The organism is Nitratireductor sp. J20-h4, from assembly GCF_056780505.1.
On sequence record NZ_CM165557.1, the window covers coordinates 2,064,135 to 2,086,217 of the forward strand.

The following is a 22,083-nucleotide window of genomic DNA, read 5'->3' on the forward strand; positions in this document are numbered from 1 at the left end:
TCCGGCTCCTTAAAGCACTTCCGGCGCAAGCGAGATGATCTTCATGTGGCTCTTCGCGCGCAGTTCGCGCGGAACCGGTCCGAAGATACGCGTGCCGATCGGCTCTTTCTTGTTGTCCACCAGAACGGCGGCATTCTTGTCGAAACGAATGACGCTGCCGTCCGGACGGCGGATGTCCTTGGCCGTGCGCACCACGACCGCCCGCATCACATCGCCCTTCTTCACGCGGCCGCGCGGAATGGCTTCCTTGACCGACACCACGATGATGTCGCCGACGGAAGCGTATTTCCGCTTCGAACCGCCCAGCACCTTGATGCACATGACACGACGGGCGCCGGAATTATCCGCGACGTCGAGGTTTGTTTGCATCTGAATCATGACTGGCCGCCTTCTTCTTGTTCAGGGGGACAGGCCAACGCCCTCCCCGGCTTCCTTGATCGTTGCTATTCGGCCTGCGCTTCGGTCACCACGACCCAGCGCTTGTCCTTGGAGATCGGCCGCGATTCCTGGATGAACACGCTATCGCCGACCTTGTGGCTGTTGGCTTCATCGTGCGCCTTGTAGTTCTTCGACGTACGCACGGTCTTCTTCATCACCGGATGGGTGAAGCGACGCTCGACCTTGACGACGACGGTCTTGTCGTTCTTGTCCGACACGACCGTGCCCTGCAGGATGCGCTTTGGCATTTGTTTGTCCTTACGCCTTCTTGTCCGCCGATTTCTCGACGACGATGGTCTTGATACGCGCAATGTCCCGACGGACCTGCTTGACGCGCGCGGTCTTCTCGATCTGCCCGGTTGCCTGCTGGAAGCGCAGATTGAACTGCTCCTTCTTCAGGCCCGCGAGATCGTCGGTAAGCTGGTCGAGGGTCTTGGCCCTGATATCCGAGGCTTTCATCTGTCAGCCCTTTCTATTCGACGATGCGCTGCACGAAGCGCGTCTTGACGGGAAGTTTGGCCGCCCCGAGCCGCAGCGCCTCGCGCGCGATCGTCTCGTTGACGCCGTCGAGCTCGAACATGATCCGGCCCGGCTTGACCCGGCAAACCCAGTAATCGACCGAGCCCTTGCCCTTGCCCATGCGGACTTCGGTCGGCTTCGACGTCACCGGCACGTCCGGGAAGATGCGGATCCACACCCGGCCCTGACGCTTCATCTCGCGGGTGATCGCCCGGCGAGCGGCCTCGATCTGGCGCGCCGTCACGCGCTCGGGCTCGAGCGCCTTCAGACCGAAGGACCCGAAATCGAGATTGGTGCCGCCCTTGGCCGCGCCATGGATCCGGCCCTTGAACTGCTTGCGGAACTTCGTGCGCTTCGGCTGCAGCATCGTTTTCTACTCCAAATTCCGTTTTGCCCGCGGCAACCGATCAGGCGTTTTCGCGACGACGGCCACCGCCGCCCTGATTCTCGCTCTCGACCACACGGCGTTCGGACGCCATCGGATCGTGCTCGAGGATCTCGCCCTTGAACACCCAGACCTTGACGCCGCAGATTCCGTAGGCGGTCTGCGCCTCGGCGGTCCCGTAGTCGACATCGGCGCGCAGCGTATGCAGCGGCACGCGACCTTCGCGATACCATTCCATGCGCGCGATCTCCGCGCCGCCCAGACGGCCGGCGCAATTGATGCGGATGCCTTCCGCGCCCAACCGCATGGCCGACTGCACGGCACGCTTCATGGCGCGCCGGAACGCGACGCGACGCTCGAGCTGCTGGGCGATCGACTGTGCGATCAGCGTCGCGTCGATCTCGGGCTTGCGCACCTCGACGATGTTGAGATGCGTCTCCGACTGGGTCATTTCGGTCAGCTTGCGGCGCAGCTTCTCGATGTCCGCGCCCTTCTTGCCGATGATCAGGCCCGGGCGCGCGGCATGGATCGTCACGCGGCACTTTTTGTGCGGACGTTCGATCACCACCTTGGAAATCGCGGCCTGCTTGAGCTCCGACATCAGATATTTGCGGATCTTGATGTCCTCGTGCAGCAGCTTGCCGTATTCGCCGGTATTGGCATACCAGCGCGAGTCCCAGGTCCGGTTGATGCCGAGACGAAGCCCGATCGGATTGACTTTCTGGCCCATCAGGCGGCCTCCACGTTGTCTTCTACTTCGCGAACCACGATCGTCAGGTTCGAGAATGGCTTCTCGATACGGCTGGCGCGACCGCGGCCGCGAGCATGAAACCGCTTCATGGTGATCGACTTGCCAACGAAGGCTTCCGCCACGACCAGCGAATCAACGTCGAGGTCATGGTTGTTTTCCGCGTTTGCGATCGCAGATTCCAGTGTCTTTCTGACCGTGCCGGCGATGCGCTTGCGCGAGAATTCGAGATCCGCGAGCGCGCTCGCCACCTTCTTGCCGCGGATCATCGCAGCAACCAGGTTAAGCTTCTGAGGGCTGACGCGGATCGTGCGCAATACGGCGCGCGCCTCGTTGTCAGCAAGCCGGCGCGGAGCTTTGGCCTTGCCCATCTTTATTTCCTCTTCGCCTTCTTGTCCGCCCCGTGGCCGTAATAGGTCCGGGTCGGCGCGAATTCACCGAATTTATGCCCGACCATGTCTTCCGACACGGAAACCGGCACATGCTTCTGGCCGTTGTAAACGCCAAAGGTCAGACCGACGAACTGAGGCAGAACGGTGGAGCGACGGCTCCAGATCTTGATCACCTCGTTGCGGCCGCTCTCGCGCACCTTCTCGGCCTTCTTCAGCATGTAGCCGTCGATGAATGGGCCTTTCCAGACTGAGCGGGTCACTTCGCGTTACCTCTTATGACTTGCGCGCATGACGCGAGCGCATGATGAACTTGTCGGTCGACTTGTTGGAGCGCGTGCGCTTGCCCTTGGTGGGCTTGCCCCACGGCGACACCGGATGGCGACCGCCGGACGTGCGGCCTTCACCACCGCCGTGCGGGTGGTCGACCGGGTTCATGGTCACGCCCCGGTTATGCGGACGCTTGCCGCGCCAGCGCGTGCGGCCCGCCTTGCCGTCATTGATGTTGGCGTGGTCCGGATTGGAGACCGCGCCGATCGTGGCAAAGCACGAACCATGCACCAGGCGCTGCTCGCCGGAATTCAGCCGCAGGATCGCCATGCCTTGGTCGCGACCAACCAGCTGCACGTAGGCACCCGCCGAACGCGCGACCTGACCGCCCTTGCCGGGCTTCAGCTCGACATTGTGCACGATCGTGCCGATCGGCATCGCCGACAGCGGCATCGCGTTGCCCGGCTTCACGTCGACCGACGCACCGGCGATCACCTTGTCGCCAACAGCCAGACGCTGCGGCGCCAGGATGTAGGACAATTCGCCATCGTCGTAGCGGACCAGCGCGATGAACGCCGAGCGATTGGGATCGTATTCCAGCCGCTCCACCGTCGCCGACACGTCGAGCTTGCGCCGCTTGAAGTCGACCACGCGATAGGTCCGCTTGTGACCGCCGCCGATGAAGCGGGCGGTCACCCGACCGGCATTGTTGCGCCCGCCGGATTTCGTCAGCCCCTGCGTCAGGCCCTTGACCGGCTTGCCTTTGTAGAGGCCGGAGCGATCGACGATGATCAGCTGGCGCTGACTCGGCGTGATCGGATTGTACTTCTTGAGTGCCATAACCCTACCTCAAGCCTCTCAAAGACCCGTCGCGATATCGATCGACTGGCCCTCGGCCAGCGTCACGACGGCTTTCTTGAAATCGCTCTGCTGGCCGATAGTGCCGCGGAAGCGCTTCACCTTGCCCTTGCGAATGAGCGTGTTGACGGCCATGACCTTGACGCCGAACAGCGCCTCCACGGCAGCCTTGATCTCCGGCTTGGAAGCCTTGCGGGCGACCTTGAAGACCACCTGGTTGACTTCCGAGGCCATGGTCGACTTTTCCGTGATCACCGGGCTGACGATCACGTCGTAATGGCGCAGATCCGTCATTTGAAACGCTCCTCGAGAGCCTCGATGGCCGATTTCGACAGAACCAGCGTACCGCGGCGCAAAATGTCGTAGACATTGATGCCCTGGATGGGCAGCACGTCGATATTGGGGATGTTCGCCGCCGCCCGCTTGAAGTTGGCGTCGATCTCGGCGCCACCGATCATCAGCGCGTTGTCGAGGCCGAGCTTCTGGAAGCTGGCGAGCAACGCCTTGGTCTTGGCTTCCGGCAACGTCAGGTCGTCGACCACGATCAGGTTCGAGGCCTTGGCCTTGGCCGACAGGGCATGCTTCAGACCGAGCGCGCGCACCTTCTTGGGCAGCTCGTGCTCGTGGCTGCGCACCACCGGCCCGTGGGCCCGGCCGCCGCCGCGGAACTGGGGAACCCGCGCCGAGGAGTGACGGGCGCGGCCCGTACCCTTCTGCCGGTACATCTTGGCGCCGGTGCGCGAAATCTCCGAACGCCCCTTGGTCTTGTGGGTGCCCTGCTGCTTCTTGGCCAGTTGCCAGCGCACGACGCGCTGCAGCAGGTCCTCACGCGGATCGAGGCCGAAAATCTCTTCCGACAGAGACGCCTTGCCTGCGTCCTTGCCGGCCAGCGTTGTGATCTTGATATCCATCACTCGGCACCTTCCTGAGCGGCGGCTTGACTTGCGCCGGCGTCGTTGGCGGCAGCGGCCCGGAACGCGGCCGGCTTCGGCGCGTTGTCCGGCAGCGACGCCTTGACGGCGTCGCGGACCAGGATCCAGGCGCCCTTCGAACCGGGGACCGCGCCGCGGACCAGGATCAGCCCGCGATCGACGTCCGTCGACACCACTTCGACATTCTGGGTGGTGACCCGCGTATGGCCCATATGGCCGGCCATCTTCTTGCCCTTGAACACCTTGCCGGGGTCCTGGCGCTGACCGGTCGAACCGTGCGAACGGTGCGAGACCGAGTTACCGTGGGTGGCACGACCGCCGCCAAAATTGTGGCGTTTCATCACGCCCTGGAACCCCTTGCCGATCGAGGTGCCGGTGACGTCCACCTTCTGCCCCGCGACGAAATGGTCGGCCGTGATTTCGGCTCCCACGTCGAGCAGGCATTCCGGCGACACGCGGAACTCGGCCAGCTTCGACTTGGGCTCGACGGACGCGGTGGCGAAATGGCCCCGCAGCGCCTTGGTCGTATTCTTGACGCGGGCAAGCCCTACGCCGAGCTGGACAGCCGTGTAGCCGTTCTTTTCCTGGGTGCGCTGCGCAACAACCTGACAGTTCTCCATCCGCAGAACCGTCACGGGCACATGTTCGCCCGCTTCGTTGTAGATGCGCGTCATCCCCACCTTCTGTGCGATAACACCTGAACGCATCGGTTCGATTTCCTTCTCAAGAGTTCCCGGGCGGGGCTCGAGCGCCCCACCGCGCCTCTTCTCAACTCGTTAGAGCTTGATCTCAACGTCAACGCCGGCGGCCAGATCGAGCTTCATCAGCGCGTCAACCGTCTGCGGCGTCGGATCCACGATGTCGAGAAGACGCTTATGCGTGCGCATCTCGAACTGTTCGCGGCTCTTCTTGTCGATATGCGGCGAGCGGTTCACAGTGAACTTCTCGATCCGCGTCGGCAGCGGAACCGGCCCGCGAACATTCGCCCCGGTACGCTTGGCCGTCGACACGATCTCCCGGGTCGAGGCGTCGAGCACACGATGGTCGAACGCTTTGAGGCGAATTCGGATATTTTGTCCGTTCATGGATAGTGTCCTTGTTTGGCGGGGTGCGACGGGTTTGCCGCGCCCGCGCCAGACCGGTTTTTTGCCTTATTCGGTGATCGAGGCGACGATGCCCGCGCCCACGGTGCGTCCGCCCTCGCGGATGGCGAAGCGCAGCTTTTCTTCCATGGCGATCGGCACGATCAGTTCGACGTCGACCGTCACATTGTCGCCCGGCATCACCATCTCCGTGCCTTCCGGCAGCGTCACAACACCCGTCACGTCCGTCGTGCGGAAGTAGAACTGCGGACGGTAATTGGTGAAGAACGGCGTGTGGCGACCGCCCTCCTCCTTCGTCAGGATATAGGCTTCCGCCTTGAACTTGGTGTGCGGCATCACCGAACCCGGCTTGCACAGGATCTGCCCGCGCTCAACGCCCTCGCGGTCGACACCGCGCAGAAGCGCGCCGATATTGTCGCCCGCCTGGCCCTGGTCCAGAAGCTTGCGGAACATCTCCACGCCCGTCACCGTCGTCTTCGTCGTCGGCCGGATGCCGACGATCTCGACCTCCTCGCCCACCTTCACGATGCCGCGCTCGACGCGCCCCGTCACAACCGTGCCGCGGCCCGAGATCGAAAACACGTCCTCGATCGGCATCAGGAACGGCTGGTCGACCGGACGCTCCGGCGTCGGGATATAGGCGTCGACTTCCTTCATCAGCGCACGGATCGCGTCCTCGCCGATCTCCTTGTTCGAATCCTCAAGCGCGGCAAGCGCCGAGCCCTTGACGATCGGGATGTCGTCGCCCGGGAACTCGTAGGCCGACAGAAGCTCGCGAACCTCGAGCTCGACGAGCTCCAAAAGCTCCGCATCGTCGACCTGGTCGACCTTGTTCAGGAAAACCACGATCGCCGGAACGCCGACCTGCCGCGCCAGCAAAATGTGCTCGCGCGTCTGCGGCATCGGGCCGTCGGCCGCCGACACAACCAGGATCGCGCCGTCCATCTGCGCCGCGCCCGTGATCATGTTCTTCACGTAGTCGGCGTGCCCAGGGCAGTCGACATGCGCGTAGTGACGCGCATCCGTCTCATACTCGACATGCGCCGTCGAAATCGTGATCCCGCGCGCCTTCTCCTCCGGCGCCGCGTCGATCATGTCATACGCCTTGAACTCGCCGAAAAACTTCGTGATCGCCGCCGTCAACGACGTCTTGCCGTGGTCAACATGACCAATCGTGCCAATGTTCACATGAGGCTTATTACGCTCGAATTTACCTTTTGCCATGTGACTTCTCCATTTCCTTCCACCCGCTCGCGGGCATTGTTGACTTCGACGTCAATCCCTCGGGACTACGCGTATTTTTTCTGAATTTCCTGCGCGACCGCAGTCGGAACAGGTTCGTAATGATCGAACAGCATCGTGTACTGGGCGCGGCCCTGCGACATGGAGCGCAGATTGTCGACATATTTGAACATGTTGGCCAACGGCACCATCGCGTTGATCACCGTGGCGATACCACGGGCTTCCGTGCCCTGGATCTGGCCGCGCCGCGAGTTCAAGTCGCCGATCACGTCGCCGACATAATCTTCCGGCGTCACGACCTCAACCTTCATGATCGGCTCCAGCAGCTGTGCGCCGGCCTTTTGCGCACCTTCGCGAAAGGCTGCGCGCGCGGCGATCTCGAAGGCGAGCACCGAGGAATCGACGTCATGGTAGGCGCCGTCGATCAGCGTCGCCTTGACGCCGAGCATCGGGAAGCCCGCCACCGGACCGGAAGACAACACGCTCTCGATGCCCTTCTGGACGCCGGGGATGTACTCCTTCGGCACCGAACCGCCCACGATCTTGGATTCGAAGACGAAGTCCTCGCCGTCGGCGTTCGGCTCGAACACGATCTTGACGCGGGCGAACTGGCCCGACCCGCCCGACTGCTTCTTGTGGGTGTAGTCGATCTCGGCGACCTTGGTGATCGTCTCGCGATAGGCAACCTGCGGCGCGCCGACATTGGCCTCGACCTTGAATTCGCGCTTCATGCGATCGACCAGGATGTCGAGATGCAACTCGCCCATGCCGGCAATGATCGTCTGGCCGGATTCCTCGTCCGTACGCACGCGGAAGGACGGATCCTCCGCCGCGAGCCGGTTGAGCGCCATGCCCATCTTTTCCTGATCGCCCTTGGTCTTGGGTTCGATCGCGATCTGGATCACCGGGTCGGGGAATTCCATCCGTTCCAGGACAACCGGCTTGAGCGGATCGCAAAGCGTGTCGCCCGTGGTCGTCTCCTTGAGGCCGGCCAGCGCGACGATGTCGCCGGCGAACGCCTCGTCGATGTCCTCGCGCGAATTCGAATGCATCTGCAGCATGCGGCCGATGCGCTCGCGCTTGCCCTTGACCGTGTTTTCCAGACCGACGCCCTTCTTCAAGACACCGGAATAGATCCGGCAGAAGGTGAGCGAGCCGACGAACGGGTCGTTCATGATCTTGAAGGCCAGCATCGACAGCGGCTCGTCGTCTGACGATTTGCGCTCGGTCTCCTGCTCGGTCTTCGGGTCGATACCCTTGATCGCCGGCACTTCGACCGGCGACGGCAAGAAGTCGACGACGGCGTCGAGCAGCGGCTGAACACCCTTGTTCTTGAAGGCCGAGCCACAGAACATCGGGAAGAACTTGACCGCGACCGTACCCATGCGGATCAGGCGGCGCAGTTCGTCATTGGATGGAAATTCGCCTTCGAGATAGGCCTCGAGCGCCGCCTCGTCCATTTCAACGGCGGTCTCGATCATCTTCTCGCGATATTCCTCGGCCTTCGCCTGCATGTCGGCCGGAATGTCGACGACATCCCATTCAGCACCGAGATTTTCCGACTTCCAGACCAGCGCCTTCATCTCGATCAGATCGACGACGCCGGCAAAGTCGCTTTCCGCACCGATCGGCAACTGCATGACAACGGGCGTCGCGCCGAGACGTGAAGAAACCATCTCGACCGAGCGATAGAAGTCGGCGCCGATCTTGTCCATCTTGTTGCAGAAAATCATGCGCGGCACATGATACTTGTCGGCCTGGCGCCACACGGTCTCGGTCTGCGGCTCCACGCCGGCATTGGCGTCGAGCAGCGCGATCGCGCCGTCAAGCACGCGCAGCGAACGCTCGACTTCGATCGTGAAGTCAACGTGCCCGGGCGTGTCGATGATGTTGAAGCGGCGCTTCTTGCCGTCGCGCCCCTGCCAGAAGGTCGTGGTCGCGGCCGACGTGATGGTGATGCCGCGCTCTTGCTCCTGCTCCATCCAGTCCATGGTGGCGGCGCCATCATGGACTTCACCGAGCTTGTGCGACTTGCCGGTATAAAACAGGACGCGCTCGGTCGTCGTTGTCTTACCGGCATCGATATGCGCCATGATGCCGAAATTGCGATAATCTTCGATTTTGTAGTCGCGGGCCATCTTCGTGCCTTTCGCTCGTCTTTCCGCTCTGCCGCTTACCAGCGATAATGGGCGAAGGCGCGGTTCGCCTCGGCCATGCGGTGCGTGTCTTCGCGTTTCTTGACGGCGGAACCGCGATTGTTCGCGGCATCCATCAACTCACCGGAAAGTCGGTCGACCATCGTGGTCTCGTTGCGGCCGCGCGCGGCACCGATCAGCCAGCGGATGGCCAGCGCCTGGCGGCGCTCCGGGCGCACGTCCACGGGAACCTGGTAGGTCGCGCCACCGACGCGGCGCGAACGAACCTCGACATGCGGCGCGACATTGTCGAGCGCCTGGTGGAACACGCCGACCGGCTCCTGCTTGGTCTTGTCTTCGATCTGCTGCATCGCGCCGTAGACGATGGTCTCGGCGATCGACTTCTTGCCGTGCAACATGATCGCGTTCATGAACTTGGTGACAACCAGATCGCCGAACTTCGGGTCCGGGTTGATCTCACGCTTTTCTGCTCTGTGACGACGGGACATCTTTTCTCAGCCTCAAAACTGGCAGGCCCAACCCCGGATCGCCGCATCGCGCCGCCCGGGATGACCTTCGCTCAGGTCACTTCGGACGCTTGGCACCGTATTTGGAACGGCGCTGCTTGCGGTTCTTCACGCCCTGCGTGTCGAGCACGCCGCGGATGATGTGGTAACGCACGCCGGGAAGGTCCTTCACGCGACCACCGCGGATCATCACCACCGAGTGCTCCTGAAGATTATGCCCCTCGCCGGGAATATAGCCGATCACCTCGAAGCCATTGACGAGGCGGATCTTCGCAACCTTGCGCAGCGCCGAGTTCGGCTTCTTCGGCGTCGTTGTGTAGACGCGCGTGCAGACACCGCGCTTTTGCGGGTTCTGCTGCATGGCCGGAACCTTGTTGCGCTTCACCGGCGCGGTGCGCGGCTTGCGGATCAGCTGGTTTACGGTAGGCATCAAACCTTCCTTCTCTTCCAATTCCGTGTCTTCAGGCCGTCATCGGGCCGCTCGCAGCGCCTTTTCCATACGCAAAGCCGGGCAAAACGCCGCCTAGCGGCTTGCCCGAACAAAAAAGCAGAGGAAGCGGGAGCCCCGCCTCATGCGCGCCGGATATGTCGTCGCTCGTAGAACGAACCCTGTTTGAGACGAACTTCAGGACGCGTCGTCCCGAAAGGCCAAGTCTCACATCGGCTCAGACGAGGCGGCTAATACGCGCAAGCCACCAAACCGTCAACCCCGCGGGCCGATAAATCGCACCGAACCCGCCGCACGCCGCCTGTCGCGCAATATTATGTCGTAATCGTGCCCACCATCCTGCTGATCGAACCCGTGTTGGCCTGTCGCCCCGGCGCCGGACATGTCACAACACCGTCGGTTATCCGATTCGACCCCTGCGGGGCGCAGCCAGGGAATCACTCCATGCAGGACAACGACAACCAACCCGTCACCATCATCACCGGTCGGGTCTGGGAGCAGAAGGGGGGCGACCCGCTCGGCGTGCACGTCTTGCTGGTCGCTCCCGACGACGACACCGCCGTGCGCTCGGCGCTGGAGGCGCTGGCGCGCGAAGGGTATGTCGAGGCCGAACTCGATCGTATCGGCGACATGGACGGCGTTCCCGACGACGAGCCGCATCTGACCGCCTACGAGGGCGCGCTCGCCGGCGAGATCTCGATCGTTACGTTTGACGAGCCGTTCTGAGCCGGCCAGTCGCCGACGCGCAGAACGAGGCCGACGCTTCAGAACCCGCGGGTCATCTTGAGATAGCCGAAGTGACGGTCGATCCCGGTGCTGACGCCGCGCAGCTCGGCATCGTTCGGCGTTTCACGCATGTCGACGCCGCTGACCTCCGGCAGATAGGAGTATTCGTACCCCAGCGCCACCGTCCAATCCCGCATCAGCGCGTATTGCAGCTCGATCCTGGCCGACGCACCAACCACGAAGCCGGAATTGTCGAAATGCAGCGTGTCCTTCACGCGATTGCCGCCCCCGACACCGGTCACCTGTCGAAAATCGGCCTCGCCCCAGTGATAGGCCCAGTTGAGCGCGCCACCGACGGTCACACGGGTGCGCTCGGTGGGAAACAGGACGAGGTCGAGCCCCGTCGCCACCCCCGCATAATAATCCTGGGTCTCCATCTTGTAGCGCTGGTAGAAGCCGGGAAACGGATTGCCGCCGAATGTCAGTTTCGCCTTCGCGCGCGAGTCGAAAGCGATGCCCTCCCCGTAGAGCCCCGCCCGCAGGACGACGACCGGAGAGCGGGTGTCCTCTTCGTCGAGGATGAAGCTCTTGCCATAGCCCGCCGCGCCGATTGCCCAGTTGCTGCTGATCTCGCCTTCGCCGTAAAGGCCGAAACCCGGCGCGGTGCCGATCACCCCGGTGCCGTACATAGGATGGCCGCGCCCGAAGGTGAAACCGGTGCCCGTAACCCCGTCTTGCCCGATTTCGGCCCGGCCGGACGCCTTCTCCTTGCCGCCGCTATAGTCGAACGAGCCGTAGACGAAGCCGTAATAGTCGCCCAGCGGCGAACCGCGCTTGCCGAGCCCGTACTCGAAATCCACACCGCCGCCGAACCGGTCGACATAGCTGGGCATCCAGTAGAGAAACGTCTCGCTGACGTCCAATCCCAGCTGCCTGCGAACCGTGCCCACGCCCAATTCGGAGGGGTTTTCGACCCGTTCCGCACGAAGTCGTCCCCCGACCTTCAGGCAGGTCTCCGTCCCGGGAATATAGAAGAAGCCCGTGCCGTACGCGTCGCACACGCGCACATACTCAACCGCGGTTCCGTTCTCGGCGCGAGCAGTCGCGCCGGCGGCACACGCCACCAAGGTGGCGGCCGCAACTCGTGCGAAGTGCATCATTGCTCCCCTCCCTACAGGGCGCGTCGACGCTGCGCTGACGCGCCCCGTTAGGATGGCGACATGTTCGGTGGATATGCAAGCAACTATTGCGCGCATTCCTGGAACAAAGCGCGTATGTCCACCGCCTGCGTCGGTTCCGCCAAGCCCAAAGCGCGTTCCCGGTTCCAATAGAGCTGTGCCGGCAATGAAAAAGGCCGTCCGGTGGGGCAAATAACCGGACGGCCTAGAACGCGGCTGGGAGGTCATGGACCCGATCGATGCCGCACCGTCATCTAAGCGGCCTGCCGCGGTGGCGTATGTGAGGTTTTTCACCCTCCGCCCATCTCACGATGCCATGCGCCCCTACCAGACGAGGCGCCGAACGAAAAAAGCCGCCGGCCAGGGCCGACGGCTCTAAAGTTCGGCGACCGATGCGCCGTCCTTATTCGACGGTTTGCGTGGACATGTCCGCCAGCATCGGCTCGGCCATCTCCACGCCGGACGCCTTGCGGCGTTCGTCGAGGATCAGTTCGTCGCGCTGAACGGCAATGCGCCGGATCTGGCTCATCACCCCGCCGGTGCCGGCCGGGATCAGGCGACCGACAATGACGTTCTCCTTCAGGCCCTGCAGCGTGTCGGTCTTGCCGGCAACCGCCGCTTCGGTGAGAACCCGCGTCGTCTCCTGGAAGGAGGCGGCGGAGATGAAGGACGGCGTCTGCAACGACGCCTTGGTGATGCCAAGCAGCACCGGCTGGCCCTGGGCCGGTTTCTTGCCGTCCTCGACCAGGCGGTCGTTGATCTCGTCGAACTCGATCGAATCGACGTGATCCCCGGGGATGTAGACCGAATCGCCCTGCTCGGTGATCTCGATCTTCTGCAGCATCTGCCGCACGATGACCTCGATGTGCTTGTCGTTGATCAACACGCCCTGGAGCCGGTAGACCTCCTGGATCTCGTTGACCAGATAGGACGCCAGCGCTTCCACGCCCCTGATGGCCAGGATGTCGTGCGGCGCCGGGTTGCCGTCGAGAATGTAGTCGCCCTTCTCGATGCTGTCGCCGTCCTGGAGGTGGAACGGCTTGCCCTTCGGGATCAGGTATTCGACCGGATCGCCCCCCTCCTCGTGCGGCTCGATGATGATTCGGCGCTTGTTCTTGTAGTCGCGCCCGAACCGCACCGTGCCGTCGATCTCGGCGATGATGGCGTGGTCCTTCGGCCGGCGTGCCTCGAACAGTTCCGCCACCCGCGGCAGACCGCCGGTGATGTCCTTGGTCTTGGCGCTTTCCATCGGAATACGCGCCAGAACGTCGCCGGGCTTGACCTGCGAGCCCGGCTCGACCGACAGCACCGTCTCGACCGACAGCATCACCCGGGCGTCGCCGCCCTTGGAGAATTTGCCGATCTTGCCCTTGGCGTCCATGATGGTGATCGCCGGCTTGAGGTCGGCGCCGCGCGGCGTCGAACGCCAGTCGATGACCTCGCGCTTGGTGATACCGGTCGATTCGTCGGTGGCCTCCTGCACGGACATGCCGTCGACCAGATCCTCGAAGGCGACCGTGCCTTCGATCTCGGTCATGATCGGCCGTGTGTAGGGGTCCCACTCGGAGATGCGCTGGCCGCGCTTCACCTTGTCGCCGTCGTCGACGAAGATGCGCGATCCGTAGGTCACCCTGTGGACGGCGCGTTCCTTGTCGGCCTCGTCGAGGATGACGACCGCCATGTTGCGGCCCATGACGACCAGATCGCCGTCGGAGTTGCGCACCACGTTGCGGTTGCGGATCTGCACCTTGCCTTCATAGGACGCTTCCAGGAAGGACGAATCGACCACCTGCGCGGTACCGCCCATGTGGAAGGTGCGCATGGTCAACTGCGTGCCCGGCTCGCCGATCGACTGCGCCGCGATGACGCCGACCGCCTCGCCCATGTTGACGGGCGTGCCGCGGGCGAGATCGCGCCCGTAGCAGACCGCGCACACACCGACCTTCACGTCGCAGGTGAGCGCGGAGCGGATGCGGATCGACTGGACCCCGGCCTTTTCGATCTGTTCGACATCGCGCTCGTCCATCAGCGTGCCCGCCTTGACGATCACGTCGCCGGTGACGGGGTGATTGATGTCCTCGAGCGCGGTGCGGCCGAGCACACGCTGGCCGAGCGAGGCCACGACCTGGCCCGCATCCACGATCGGCTGCATGGTCAGGCCCTTGTCCGTGCCGCAATCGACCGCGTTGACGATGCAGTCCTGCGCCACGTCGACGAGACGGCGCGTCAGATAACCCGAGTTCGCCGTCTTCAAGGCGGTGTCGGCCAGGCCCTTGCGGGCGCCGTGGGTGGAGTTGAAATACTCCAGAACGGTCAGGCCTTCCTTGAAGTTGGAAATGATCGGCGTTTCGATGATTTCGCCCGACGGCTTGGCCATCAGGCCGCGCATGCCGGCGAGCTGGCGCATCTGGGTCGGCGAGCCGCGGGCACCCGAATGCGACATCATGTAGATCGAGTTCATCGGCTTCTGGCGGCCATTGTCCAGGAACTCGACCGCCTTGATGCGGCCCATCATCTCGTCGGCGACTTTCTCGGAACATTTCGCCCAGGCGTCGACGACCTTGTTGTACTTCTCGCCCTGAGTGATCAGGCCGTCATTGTACTGCTGCTCGTATTCCTTCGCCAGCGCCTCGGTCTCGCCGACCAGCTTCTGCTTGGTGTCGGGGATCAGCATGTCGTCCTTGCCGAACGAGATGCCTGCGCGGCAGGCATGACCGAAGCCGAGCGCCATGATCCGGTCGCAGAAAATGACCGTCTCCTTCTGGCCGCAATGGCGATAGACCGTATCGATCATCCGAGAGATGTTCTTCTTGGTCATCTCCTGGTTGCAGGTCTCGAAAGGCACGTTGACGTTCTTCGGCAGAAGCTCGCCGATGATCATGCGCCCCGGTGTGGTGTCGTGGATATGCGAAACCGGTTTGCCGTCCGCGTCGACCGTCTTGAAGCGCCCCTTGATCTTGGTGTGCAGCGTCACCGCCTTGGTCTCGAGCGCATGATGCAGTTCGCCCATATCGGCAAACACCATGCCCTCGCCGGGCTCGTTCTCGTTGACGATTGACAGGTAATAGAGACCCAGCACCATGTCCTGTGACGGCACGATGATCGGCGCGCCGTTGGCCGGGTGCAGGATGTTGTTGGTCGACATCATCAAGACGCGCGCCTCGAGCTGGGCTTCCAGCGACAGCGGCACGTGCACGGCCATCTGGTCGCCGTCGAAGTCGGCGTTGAACGCGGTACACACCAGCGGATGAAGCTGGATCGCCTTGCCCTCGATCAGCACCGGCTCGAAAGCCTGGATGCCGAGGCGGTGCAGCGTCGGCGCGCGGTTCAACAGCACCGGATGCTCGCGGATCACCTCATCGAGAATGTCCCAGACTTCCGGCTTTTCCTTCTCGACCAGCTTCTTCGACTGCTTGACCGTCGAGGAAAACCCCTTGGCGTCGAGACGGGCATAGATGAACGGCTTGAACAGCTCCAGCGCCATCTTCTTCGGCAGACCGCACTGGTGCAGCTTCAGCTCCGGACCGGTCACGATCACCGAACGGCCGGAATAGTCGACGCGCTTGCCGAGCAGGTTCTGGCGGAAACGGCCCTGCTTGCCCTTCAGCATGTCCGACAGCGACTTCAGCGGGCGCTTGTTGGCGCCGGTGATGACGCGGCCGCGGCGGCCATTGTCGAACAGCGCGTCAACGGCCTCCTGCAGCATGCGCTTTTCGTTGCGGATGATGATGCCGGGCGCGCGCAGTTCGATCAGCCGCTTGAGGCGGTTGTTGCGGTTGATGACGCGACGATAGAGATCGTTCAGGTCGGAGGTGGCGAAACGGCCGCCGTCGAGCGGAACCAGCGGACGCAGGTCCGGCGGGATCACCGGGATGATCTTCATGATCATCCACTCCGGACGGTTGCCCGACTCGATGAAGTTCTCGACCACCTTGAGGCGCTTGAGCAACTTCTTCTGCTTCAGTTCGGAGGTCGTGGTGGCGAGCTCCTCGCGCAGATCGACCGCGACCTTCTCCAGTTCGAGCGAGCTCAACAGCTCATGGATCGCCTCGGCGCCGATCATCGCGGTGAAGGCGTCCTCGCCGTAATTGTCGACGGCGACCATATAGTCTTCCTCCGACAGAAGCTGGTGCAGCTTCATGTCGGTCAGACCCGGCTCGGTGACGATGTAGTTTTCGAAATAAAGGACGCGCTCGATATCCTTGAGCGTCATGTCGAGCAGCGTGCCGATGCGGCTCGGCAGCGACTTCAAAAACCAGATATGGGCGACCGGCGCGGCCAGCTCGATATGACCCATGCGCTCGCGGCGCACGCGCGACAGCGTGACCTCGACACCGCACTTCTCGCAGATGATGCCCTTGTATTTCATCCGCTTGTATTTGCCGCACAGGCACTCATAGTCCTTGATCGGACCGAAGATGCGCGCGCAGAACAGGCCGTCGCGCTCGGGCTTGAACGTGCGGTAGTTGATGGTCTCCGGCTTTTTGATCTCACCGAAGGACCAGGACAGGATCTTGTCCGGGCTGGCGAGCGAGATCCGGATCGAATCAAACGTCTGCGCCGGCGCCTGCGGGTTGAAGAGATTCATGACCTCTTGGTTCATGCCGTGCTCCTGTTCGAGACCGTGACGGCCCCTTGTCGAAATCCACCGGGACCCGTGGTCCCTTTTGATCGGCTGCGCGCTGCCGGTTGGCGTCGCCGCGGCCTTGTCTCGGCCGCCCGCCCCCGCGATCGGGGAGCGGGCGGCGTGTTTTCCTACTCAGCCGCGTCCGGCAGCTGGGCGGGCTCGTCGTCGACGCGCGTGTTTTCCAGCTCGACATTGAGACCGAGCGAACGCATCTCCTTGACCAGCACGTTGAAGCTTTCGGGGATGCCAGCTTCGAACGTGTCGTCGCCGCGCACGATCGCCTCGTAGACCTTGGTACGACCGGCGACGTCGTCCGACTTCACCGTCAGCATCTCCTGCAGCGTGTAGGCCGCGCCATAGGCCTCGAGCGCCCACACCTCCATCTCGCCGAAGCGCTGGCCGCCGAACTGCGCCTTGCCGCCCAGCGGCTGCTGGGTAACGAGCGAGTACGGGCCGATCGAACGCGCATGGATCTTGTCGTCGACCAGATGGTGCAGCTTCAGCATATAGATGTAGCCGACCGTGACCTGACGATCGAACGTCTCGCCGGTGCGCCCGTCATAGAGCGTCGACTGGCCGCTTTCGTGAAGCCCGGCCTGCGCCAGCATCTCGTTGATGTTGGCTTCGTGGGCGCCGTCGAAGACCGGCGTGGCGATCGACACGCCGCGTTTGACCTGCTCGGCAAGTCTCATCACGCTGTCGTCGTCGTAGCGGCGCACCGGTTCGTTGCGGTCATTGTCCGGATAGATCGATTCCAGCGTGGTGCGCAGCGGCTTGATATCGCCGCCCGCCTTGTAGGCCTCGATCAGCTCGCCGATCTTGTTGCCCATGCCCGCGCAGGCCCAGCCCAGATGGGTTTCCAGGATCTGACCGACATTCATCCGGCTCGGCACGCCGAGCGGATTGAGCACGATATCGGCGTGGGTGCCGTCCTCCAGGAACGGCATGTCCTCGACCGGAACGATCTTGGACACCACGCCCTTGTTGCCGTGACGGCCGGCCATCTTGTCGCCGGGCTGGATCTTGCGCTTCACCGCGACGAAGACCTTGACCATCTTCATCACGCCGGGCGGCATCTCGTCGCCGCGCTGCACCTTCTCCACCTTGTCCATGAAGCGCTGCTCGAGCGCGTTCTTGGAATCGTCGTACTGTCCGCGCAGCGCCTCAAGCTCGCTCTGCAGCTTCTCGGCGTCGACGGCGAACTGCCACCATTGCGAACGCGGATAGTCGTCCAGCATCTCCTTGGTCAGCTTGGAGCCCTTCTTGAAGCCCTTCGGGCCCGCGATCGGCTCCTTGCCGACAAGCATGTCGGCCAGGCGCGCATAGGTGTTGCGGTCGAGGATCGCCTGCTCGTCGTCGCGATCCTTGGCCAGGCGCTCGATTTCCTCGCGCTCGATCTGCATCGCGCGCTCGTCCTTCTCCACGCCGTGGCGGTTGAAGACGCGAACCTCCACCACCGTGCCGAACGTGCCGGGCGGCATGCGCATGGAGGTGTCGCGCACATCCGATGCCTTTTCGCCGAAGATGGCGCGCAGCAGCTTTTCCTCCGGCGTCATCGGGCTCTCGCCCTTGGGCGTGATCTTGCCGACCAGGATGTCGCCCGGCTGCACCTCGGCGCCGATATAAACGATGCCCGCCTCGTCGAGGTTCTTCAGCGCCTCTTCCGAAACGTTCGGAATGTCACGGGTGATCTCTTCCGGCCCGAGCTTGGTGTCGCGCGCGGCCACTTCGAATTCCTCGATGTGGATCGACGTGAACACGTCGTCGCGCACGATGCGCTCGGACAACAGGATGGAGTCCTCGTAATTGTAGCCGTTCCAGGGCATGAACGCGACGAGCACGTTGCGGCCGAGCGCCAGATCGCCGAGATCGGTCGACGGCCCGTCGGCGATGATGTCGCCCTTCTCGATCCGGTCGCCCACCTTCACCAGCGGACGCTGGTTGATGCAGGTATTCTGGTTCGAGCGCTGGAACTTCTGCAGCCGGTAGATGTCGACGCCCGATACGGCGGCGTCAACGTCGTCGGTCGCCCGGATGACGATACGCGTGGCGTCGACCTGGTCGACGATGCCGGTGCGCCGGGCGCCGATGGCAGCGCCCGAATCGCGCGCCACGATCGGCTCCATGCCGGTGCCCACGAACGGCGCCTCGGCGCGCACCAGCGGCACGGCCTGCCGCTGCATGTTGGAGCCCATCAGCGCGCGGTTGGCGTCGTCGTTTTCCAGGAACGGGATCAGCGCCGCGGCGACCGACACCATCTGCTTGGGCGACACGTCCATCAGATCGACATTGTCGCGCGGGGTCATCATCACCTCGCCGGCGTGGCGGCAGATGACGAATTCCTCAACGAAGCCGCCATCCTTGTCGAGCTTGGCGTTGGCCTGCGCGACATAGTGCTTGGCCTCCTCCATCGCCGACAGATAGACGACGTCGCTCGACACCTTGCCGTCGACGATCTTGCGATACGGGCTTTCGATGAAGCCGTATTTGTTGACGCGGGCGAAGGTCGCGAGCGAATTGATCAGGCCGATATTCGGGCCTTCCGGCGTCTCGATCGGGCAGATGCGGCCATAATGCGTGACGTGGACGTCGCGCACCTCGAAGCCCGCCCGTTCGCGGGTGAGACCGCCCGGTCCAAGCGCCGAGAGGCGCCGCTTGTGGGTGATCTCCGACAGCGGATTGGTCTGATCCATGAACTGCGAGAGCTGCGAGGAGCCGAAGAACTCGCGCACAGCCGCAGCCGCCGGCTTGGCGTTGATCAGATCCTGCGGCATCACCGTGTCGATCTCGATCGAAGACATGCGCTCCTTGATCGCGCGTTCCATGCGCAAGAGGCCGACGCGGTACTGGTTTTCCATCAGTTCGCCGACCGAACGCACGCGGCGATTGCCGAGATTGTCGATGTCGTCGATTTCGCCCTTGCCGTCGCGCAGGTCGACCAGCGTGCGCACGACCGCGACAATGTCCTCCTTGCGCAGGACACGCATCGTATCGTCCGTCTCCAGCTCCAGGCGCATGTTCATCTTGACCCGGCCGACGGCCGACAGGTCGTAACGCTCGGAATCGAAGAACAGCGAGTTGAACATCGCCTCAGCGGTTTCCAGCGTCGGCGGCTCGCCCGGGCGCATGACCCGGTAGATGTCGAACAGCGCGTCCTGGCGGCCCTCGTTCTTGTCGACGGCGAGCGTGTTGCGGATATAGGCGCCGATATTGACGTGATCGACGTCGAGAACCTGCACCTCCTGGACGCCCGCTTCGTCGAGCACCTTGAGGGTCTTTTCGTCGAGTTCGTCGCCGGCTTCGAGATAGATCTCGCCAGTCGCCGGATTGACGATGTCTTCGGCGAGGTAGCTGCCGAAAATATCCTCCTCCGTGGCGCGGATCGCCTTCAGACCCTTTTCGCCGAGCTGCTTGGCCTGGCGGGCGGTGATCTTCTTGCCGGCCTCGACCACGACTTCGCCGCTGTCGGCGTCGACCAGGTCGAGGACCGTCTTGCGGCCACGGAAACGGTCGGCCGAGTAGGGAATGCGCCAGTTCTCGCCGTCCCGCACGAGCGACAGCTTGTTATAGAAGGTCGACAGGATCTCCTCGCCGTCCATGCCCAGCGCCATCAACAGCGAGGTCGCCGGAATCTTGCGGCGACGATCGATGCGGGCGTGCACGATGTCCTTGGCATCGAATTCGATATCGAGCCAGGATCCGCGATAGGGGATCACACGGGCCGCAAACAGGAGTTTGCCGGAGGAATGCGACTTGCCCTTGTCGTGATCGAAGAACACGCCCGGCGACCGGTGCATCTGGGAGACGATGACGCGCTCGGTGCCGTTGACGATGAAGGTGCCGTTCGACGTCATCAGCGGCATGTCGCCCATATAGACGTCCTGCTCCTTGATGTCCTTGATCGACTTGGCGCCGGTGTCCTCGTCGATGTCGAACACGATCAGGCGCAGGGTCACCTTCAGCGGCGCGGCATAGGTGAGGTCGCGCTGACGGCATTCCTCGGTATCGAATTTCGGCGCCTCGAATTCGTAACTGACGAATTCGAGCATCGCCGCTCCGGAAAAGTCCGTGATCGGGAACACGGATTTGAAGACCGCCTGCAATCCCTCGTCGGGGCGGCCGCCTTCCGGCTCCTCGACCATGAGGAACTGGTCGTAGGACGCCTTCTGAACCTCGATCAGGTTCGGCATTTCCGCCACTTCGGGAATATTGCCGAAGAATTTGCGGACACGCCTGCGGCCGTTGAAGGTGTGGGTCTGGGCCATCGTCACTCCTTGCTGCCTTGCCGGCTTCTTGTCGGGCCGCGGGGCAATCCTCCGCGCGGCAAATCAAAACGGATGAAAACCCGTTTCCTGAAGGCCGCGACCGGCCCACAGGAAAAGGGTTCTCGTCTGCCCCTTGCAAGCGGGGCCGGCGGGCGGACCAGGTCCACCCGCCGAACACGCGTACTTACTTCAATTCGACCTTGGCGCCAGCGCCTTCGAGCTGAGCCTTGATCTTGTCGGCCTCGTCCTTGGACACGGCTTCCTTGACCGGCTTGGGCGCGCTCTCGACCAGGTCCTTGGCTTCCTTGAGGCCGAGACCGGTAATGGCGCGCACTTCCTTGATCACGTTGATCTTCTGCGCGCCGGCATCGGTCAGGACGACGTCGAACTCGGTCTTTTCCTCGGCCGGAGCCGCATCGGCGCCCGCGCCGCCGGCAGCGGCGACCGCGACCGGAGCAGCGGCGGAAACGCCCCACTTTTCCTCAAGCATCTTCGACAGCTCGGCCGCCTCGAGGACGGTCAGGCTCGACAGGTCTTCTACGATCTTGGCGAGATCAGCCATTTTTTCAATTCCTTACAAGGTTCGAACACAATTGGGTGACAGCGAGGAACGGCCTCATGCCGCCTCGTCCTTTTGGGCATAGGCGCCAACGACGCGCGCGAGCTGCGCGGCCGGGGCACTGACCACCTGCGCGATCCGGGTCGCCGGCGTGGAGATCATCCCCACCAGCTTGGCGCGAAGCTCGTCGAGCGACGGCAAGGTCGCAAGCGCCTTCACGGCATCGGCGTCGAGATTGGTGGTTCCCATCGCGCCGCCGAGAATGACGAGATTGTCATTTCCCTTGGCGAAATCGGAGGCCACTTTCGGCGCCACGATCGGATCGTCCGAATAGGCGATCAGGGTCTGTCCGTTGAACAGATCCTGCATGCCTTCGGAGGGTGTGCCCTTCAGGGCGATTTTGGCGAGACGGTTCTTCGCGACTTTGACGGTACCGCCGGCTTCCCGCATCTTCGTGCGAAGATCGTTCATTTGCGCGACGGTGATACCGGCATAGTGGGCCACGACGACCGTTCCGGCGCTCGCGAAAACACCGTTCAGTTCCGTGACAAGTTCGCGTTTTTCCGCTCTGTCCACTGCCTGTCTCCAGTTGACAACCGCTCCAAAGAACGGCTGTCGGGTTGCCTTTTGCCGGGCGGGCCATCCAAACTGGATCACCCGAACGGCGTTCGAGGATCCTGCCCCCTTTCACCACGCCGGCCGGGGCCGGCACGCGGGCAAAAGGCAAACACGGT

Annotated in this window: 22 protein-coding genes; 1 reads left to right on the forward strand and 21 read right to left on the reverse strand. The window is 63.1% G+C overall.

Annotated features, from left to right (window positions below; genetic code table 11):
• Window positions 1-9: 9 nt before the first annotated feature.
• The 16 genes from rplN to rpsL all read right to left on the reverse strand — a co-directional run bounded on the left by rplN (window position 10) and on the right by rpsL (window position 9,976).
• Window positions 10-378, reverse strand: coding sequence for a 50S ribosomal protein L14 (gene rplN, locus ACT2B0_RS10100; protein ID WP_106569149.1), 369 nt, complete (start codon window positions 376-378; stop codon window positions 10-12).
• A 65-nt stretch (window positions 379-443) separates the two neighbouring features.
• Complete coding sequence (gene rpsQ, locus ACT2B0_RS10105) at window positions 444-686, reverse strand: 30S ribosomal protein S17 (protein ID WP_473464268.1); 243 nt, start codon at window positions 684-686, stop codon at window positions 444-446.
• 10 nt (window positions 687-696) lie between these two features.
• Window positions 697-897 (reverse strand): 50S ribosomal protein L29, encoded by a 201-nt coding sequence (gene rpmC / locus ACT2B0_RS10110; RefSeq protein ID WP_473464270.1) that lies wholly within the window; start codon window positions 895-897, stop codon window positions 697-699.
• Window positions 898-910: 13 nt separating this feature from the next.
• Entirely contained in the window at window positions 911-1,324 is a 414-nt protein-coding gene (gene rplP, locus ACT2B0_RS10115) for a 50S ribosomal protein L16 (protein WP_106569146.1), read from the reverse strand.
• Between the two features lie 40 nt (window positions 1,325-1,364).
• Window positions 1,365-2,072, reverse strand: a complete 708-nt coding sequence (gene rpsC / locus ACT2B0_RS10120) for a 30S ribosomal protein S3 (RefSeq protein WP_473464273.1) — start codon at window positions 2,070-2,072, stop codon at window positions 1,365-1,367.
• Window positions 2,072-2,461 (reverse strand): 50S ribosomal protein L22, encoded by a 390-nt coding sequence (rplV, locus tag ACT2B0_RS10125; protein ID WP_106569144.1) that lies wholly within the window; start codon window positions 2,459-2,461, stop codon window positions 2,072-2,074. The genes rpsC and rplV overlap by 1 nt, the downstream gene beginning before the upstream one ends.
• Window positions 2,462-2,463: 2 nt before the next feature.
• Window positions 2,464-2,742 carry a 30S ribosomal protein S19 gene (gene rpsS / locus ACT2B0_RS10130; protein ID WP_106569143.1) on the reverse strand — a complete coding sequence of 93 codons (279 nt, stop codon included), beginning with the start codon at window positions 2,740-2,742 and terminating at the stop codon, window positions 2,464-2,466.
• Between the two features lie 13 nt (window positions 2,743-2,755).
• Window positions 2,756-3,589, reverse strand: a complete 834-nt coding sequence (gene rplB, locus ACT2B0_RS10135) for a 50S ribosomal protein L2 (RefSeq protein ID WP_473464276.1) — start codon at window positions 3,587-3,589, stop codon at window positions 2,756-2,758.
• An 18-nt stretch (window positions 3,590-3,607) separates the two neighbouring features.
• Complete coding sequence (locus ACT2B0_RS10140) at window positions 3,608-3,901, reverse strand: 50S ribosomal protein L23 (protein WP_473464278.1); 294 nt, start codon at window positions 3,899-3,901, stop codon at window positions 3,608-3,610.
• Window positions 3,898-4,518, reverse strand: a complete 621-nt coding sequence (gene rplD / locus ACT2B0_RS10145) for a 50S ribosomal protein L4 (RefSeq protein WP_473464280.1) — start codon at window positions 4,516-4,518, stop codon at window positions 3,898-3,900. Before rplD ends, ACT2B0_RS10140 begins: the two co-directional genes overlap by 4 nt.
• The gene (rplC, locus tag ACT2B0_RS10150; RefSeq protein ID WP_473464283.1) at window positions 4,518-5,246 is read right to left on the reverse strand and encodes a 50S ribosomal protein L3; all 729 of its coding nucleotides are present in this window, start codon (window positions 5,244-5,246) and stop codon (window positions 4,518-4,520) included. The genes rplD and rplC overlap by 1 nt, the downstream gene beginning before the upstream one ends.
• A 69-nt stretch (window positions 5,247-5,315) precedes the next feature.
• Complete coding sequence (gene rpsJ / locus ACT2B0_RS10155; protein WP_007009511.1) at window positions 5,316-5,624, reverse strand: 30S ribosomal protein S10; 309 nt, start codon at window positions 5,622-5,624, stop codon at window positions 5,316-5,318.
• Window positions 5,625-5,690: 66 nt separating this feature from the next.
• Window positions 5,691-6,866 carry an elongation factor Tu gene (gene tuf / locus ACT2B0_RS10160; RefSeq protein ID WP_348516088.1) on the reverse strand — a complete coding sequence of 392 codons (1,176 nt, stop codon included), beginning with the start codon at window positions 6,864-6,866 and terminating at the stop codon, window positions 5,691-5,693.
• Between the two features lie 65 nt (window positions 6,867-6,931).
• Entirely contained in the window at window positions 6,932-9,022 is a 2,091-nt protein-coding gene (gene fusA, locus ACT2B0_RS10165; RefSeq protein ID WP_473464287.1) for an elongation factor G, read from the reverse strand.
• Window positions 9,023-9,057: 35 nt separating this feature from the next.
• Window positions 9,058-9,528, reverse strand: a complete 471-nt coding sequence (gene rpsG, locus ACT2B0_RS10170; RefSeq protein ID WP_156712441.1) for a 30S ribosomal protein S7 — start codon at window positions 9,526-9,528, stop codon at window positions 9,058-9,060.
• Window positions 9,529-9,604: 76 nt separating this feature from the next.
• On the reverse strand, window positions 9,605-9,976 hold the full coding sequence (rpsL, locus tag ACT2B0_RS10175) for a 30S ribosomal protein S12 (protein WP_146300991.1): 372 nt from the start codon (window positions 9,974-9,976) through the stop codon (window positions 9,605-9,607).
• A 462-nt stretch (window positions 9,977-10,438) separates the two neighbouring features.
• On the opposite strand from rpsL, the gene ACT2B0_RS10180 reads away from it, so the two are divergent.
• The gene (locus ACT2B0_RS10180) at window positions 10,439-10,720 is read left to right on the forward strand and encodes a transcriptional regulator (protein ID WP_348511246.1); all 282 of its coding nucleotides are present in this window, start codon (window positions 10,439-10,441) and stop codon (window positions 10,718-10,720) included.
• 38 nt (window positions 10,721-10,758) lie between these two features.
• On the opposite strand, the gene ACT2B0_RS10185 is transcribed toward ACT2B0_RS10180, so the two are convergent.
• From ACT2B0_RS10185 to rplJ, 5 genes are all read right to left on the reverse strand, one after another.
• Window positions 10,759-11,880 carry a porin gene (locus ACT2B0_RS10185; protein WP_348511245.1) on the reverse strand — a complete coding sequence of 374 codons (1,122 nt, stop codon included), beginning with the start codon at window positions 11,878-11,880 and terminating at the stop codon, window positions 10,759-10,761.
• A 421-nt stretch (window positions 11,881-12,301) separates the two neighbouring features.
• Window positions 12,302-16,501, reverse strand: coding sequence for a DNA-directed RNA polymerase subunit beta' (gene rpoC / locus ACT2B0_RS10190; protein ID WP_348511244.1), 4,200 nt, complete (start codon window positions 16,499-16,501; stop codon window positions 12,302-12,304).
• 152 nt (window positions 16,502-16,653) lie between these two features.
• Entirely contained in the window at window positions 16,654-20,790 is a 4,137-nt protein-coding gene (gene rpoB / locus ACT2B0_RS10195) for a DNA-directed RNA polymerase subunit beta (protein ID WP_473464291.1), read from the reverse strand.
• A gap of 184 nt (window positions 20,791-20,974) precedes the next feature.
• Window positions 20,975-21,352 carry a 50S ribosomal protein L7/L12 gene (gene rplL, locus ACT2B0_RS10200; protein WP_473464293.1) on the reverse strand — a complete coding sequence of 126 codons (378 nt, stop codon included), beginning with the start codon at window positions 21,350-21,352 and terminating at the stop codon, window positions 20,975-20,977.
• 54 nt (window positions 21,353-21,406) lie between these two features.
• Window positions 21,407-21,925, reverse strand: a complete 519-nt coding sequence (rplJ, locus tag ACT2B0_RS10205) for a 50S ribosomal protein L10 (protein WP_473464296.1) — start codon at window positions 21,923-21,925, stop codon at window positions 21,407-21,409.
• Window positions 21,926-22,083 lie beyond the last annotated feature (158 nt).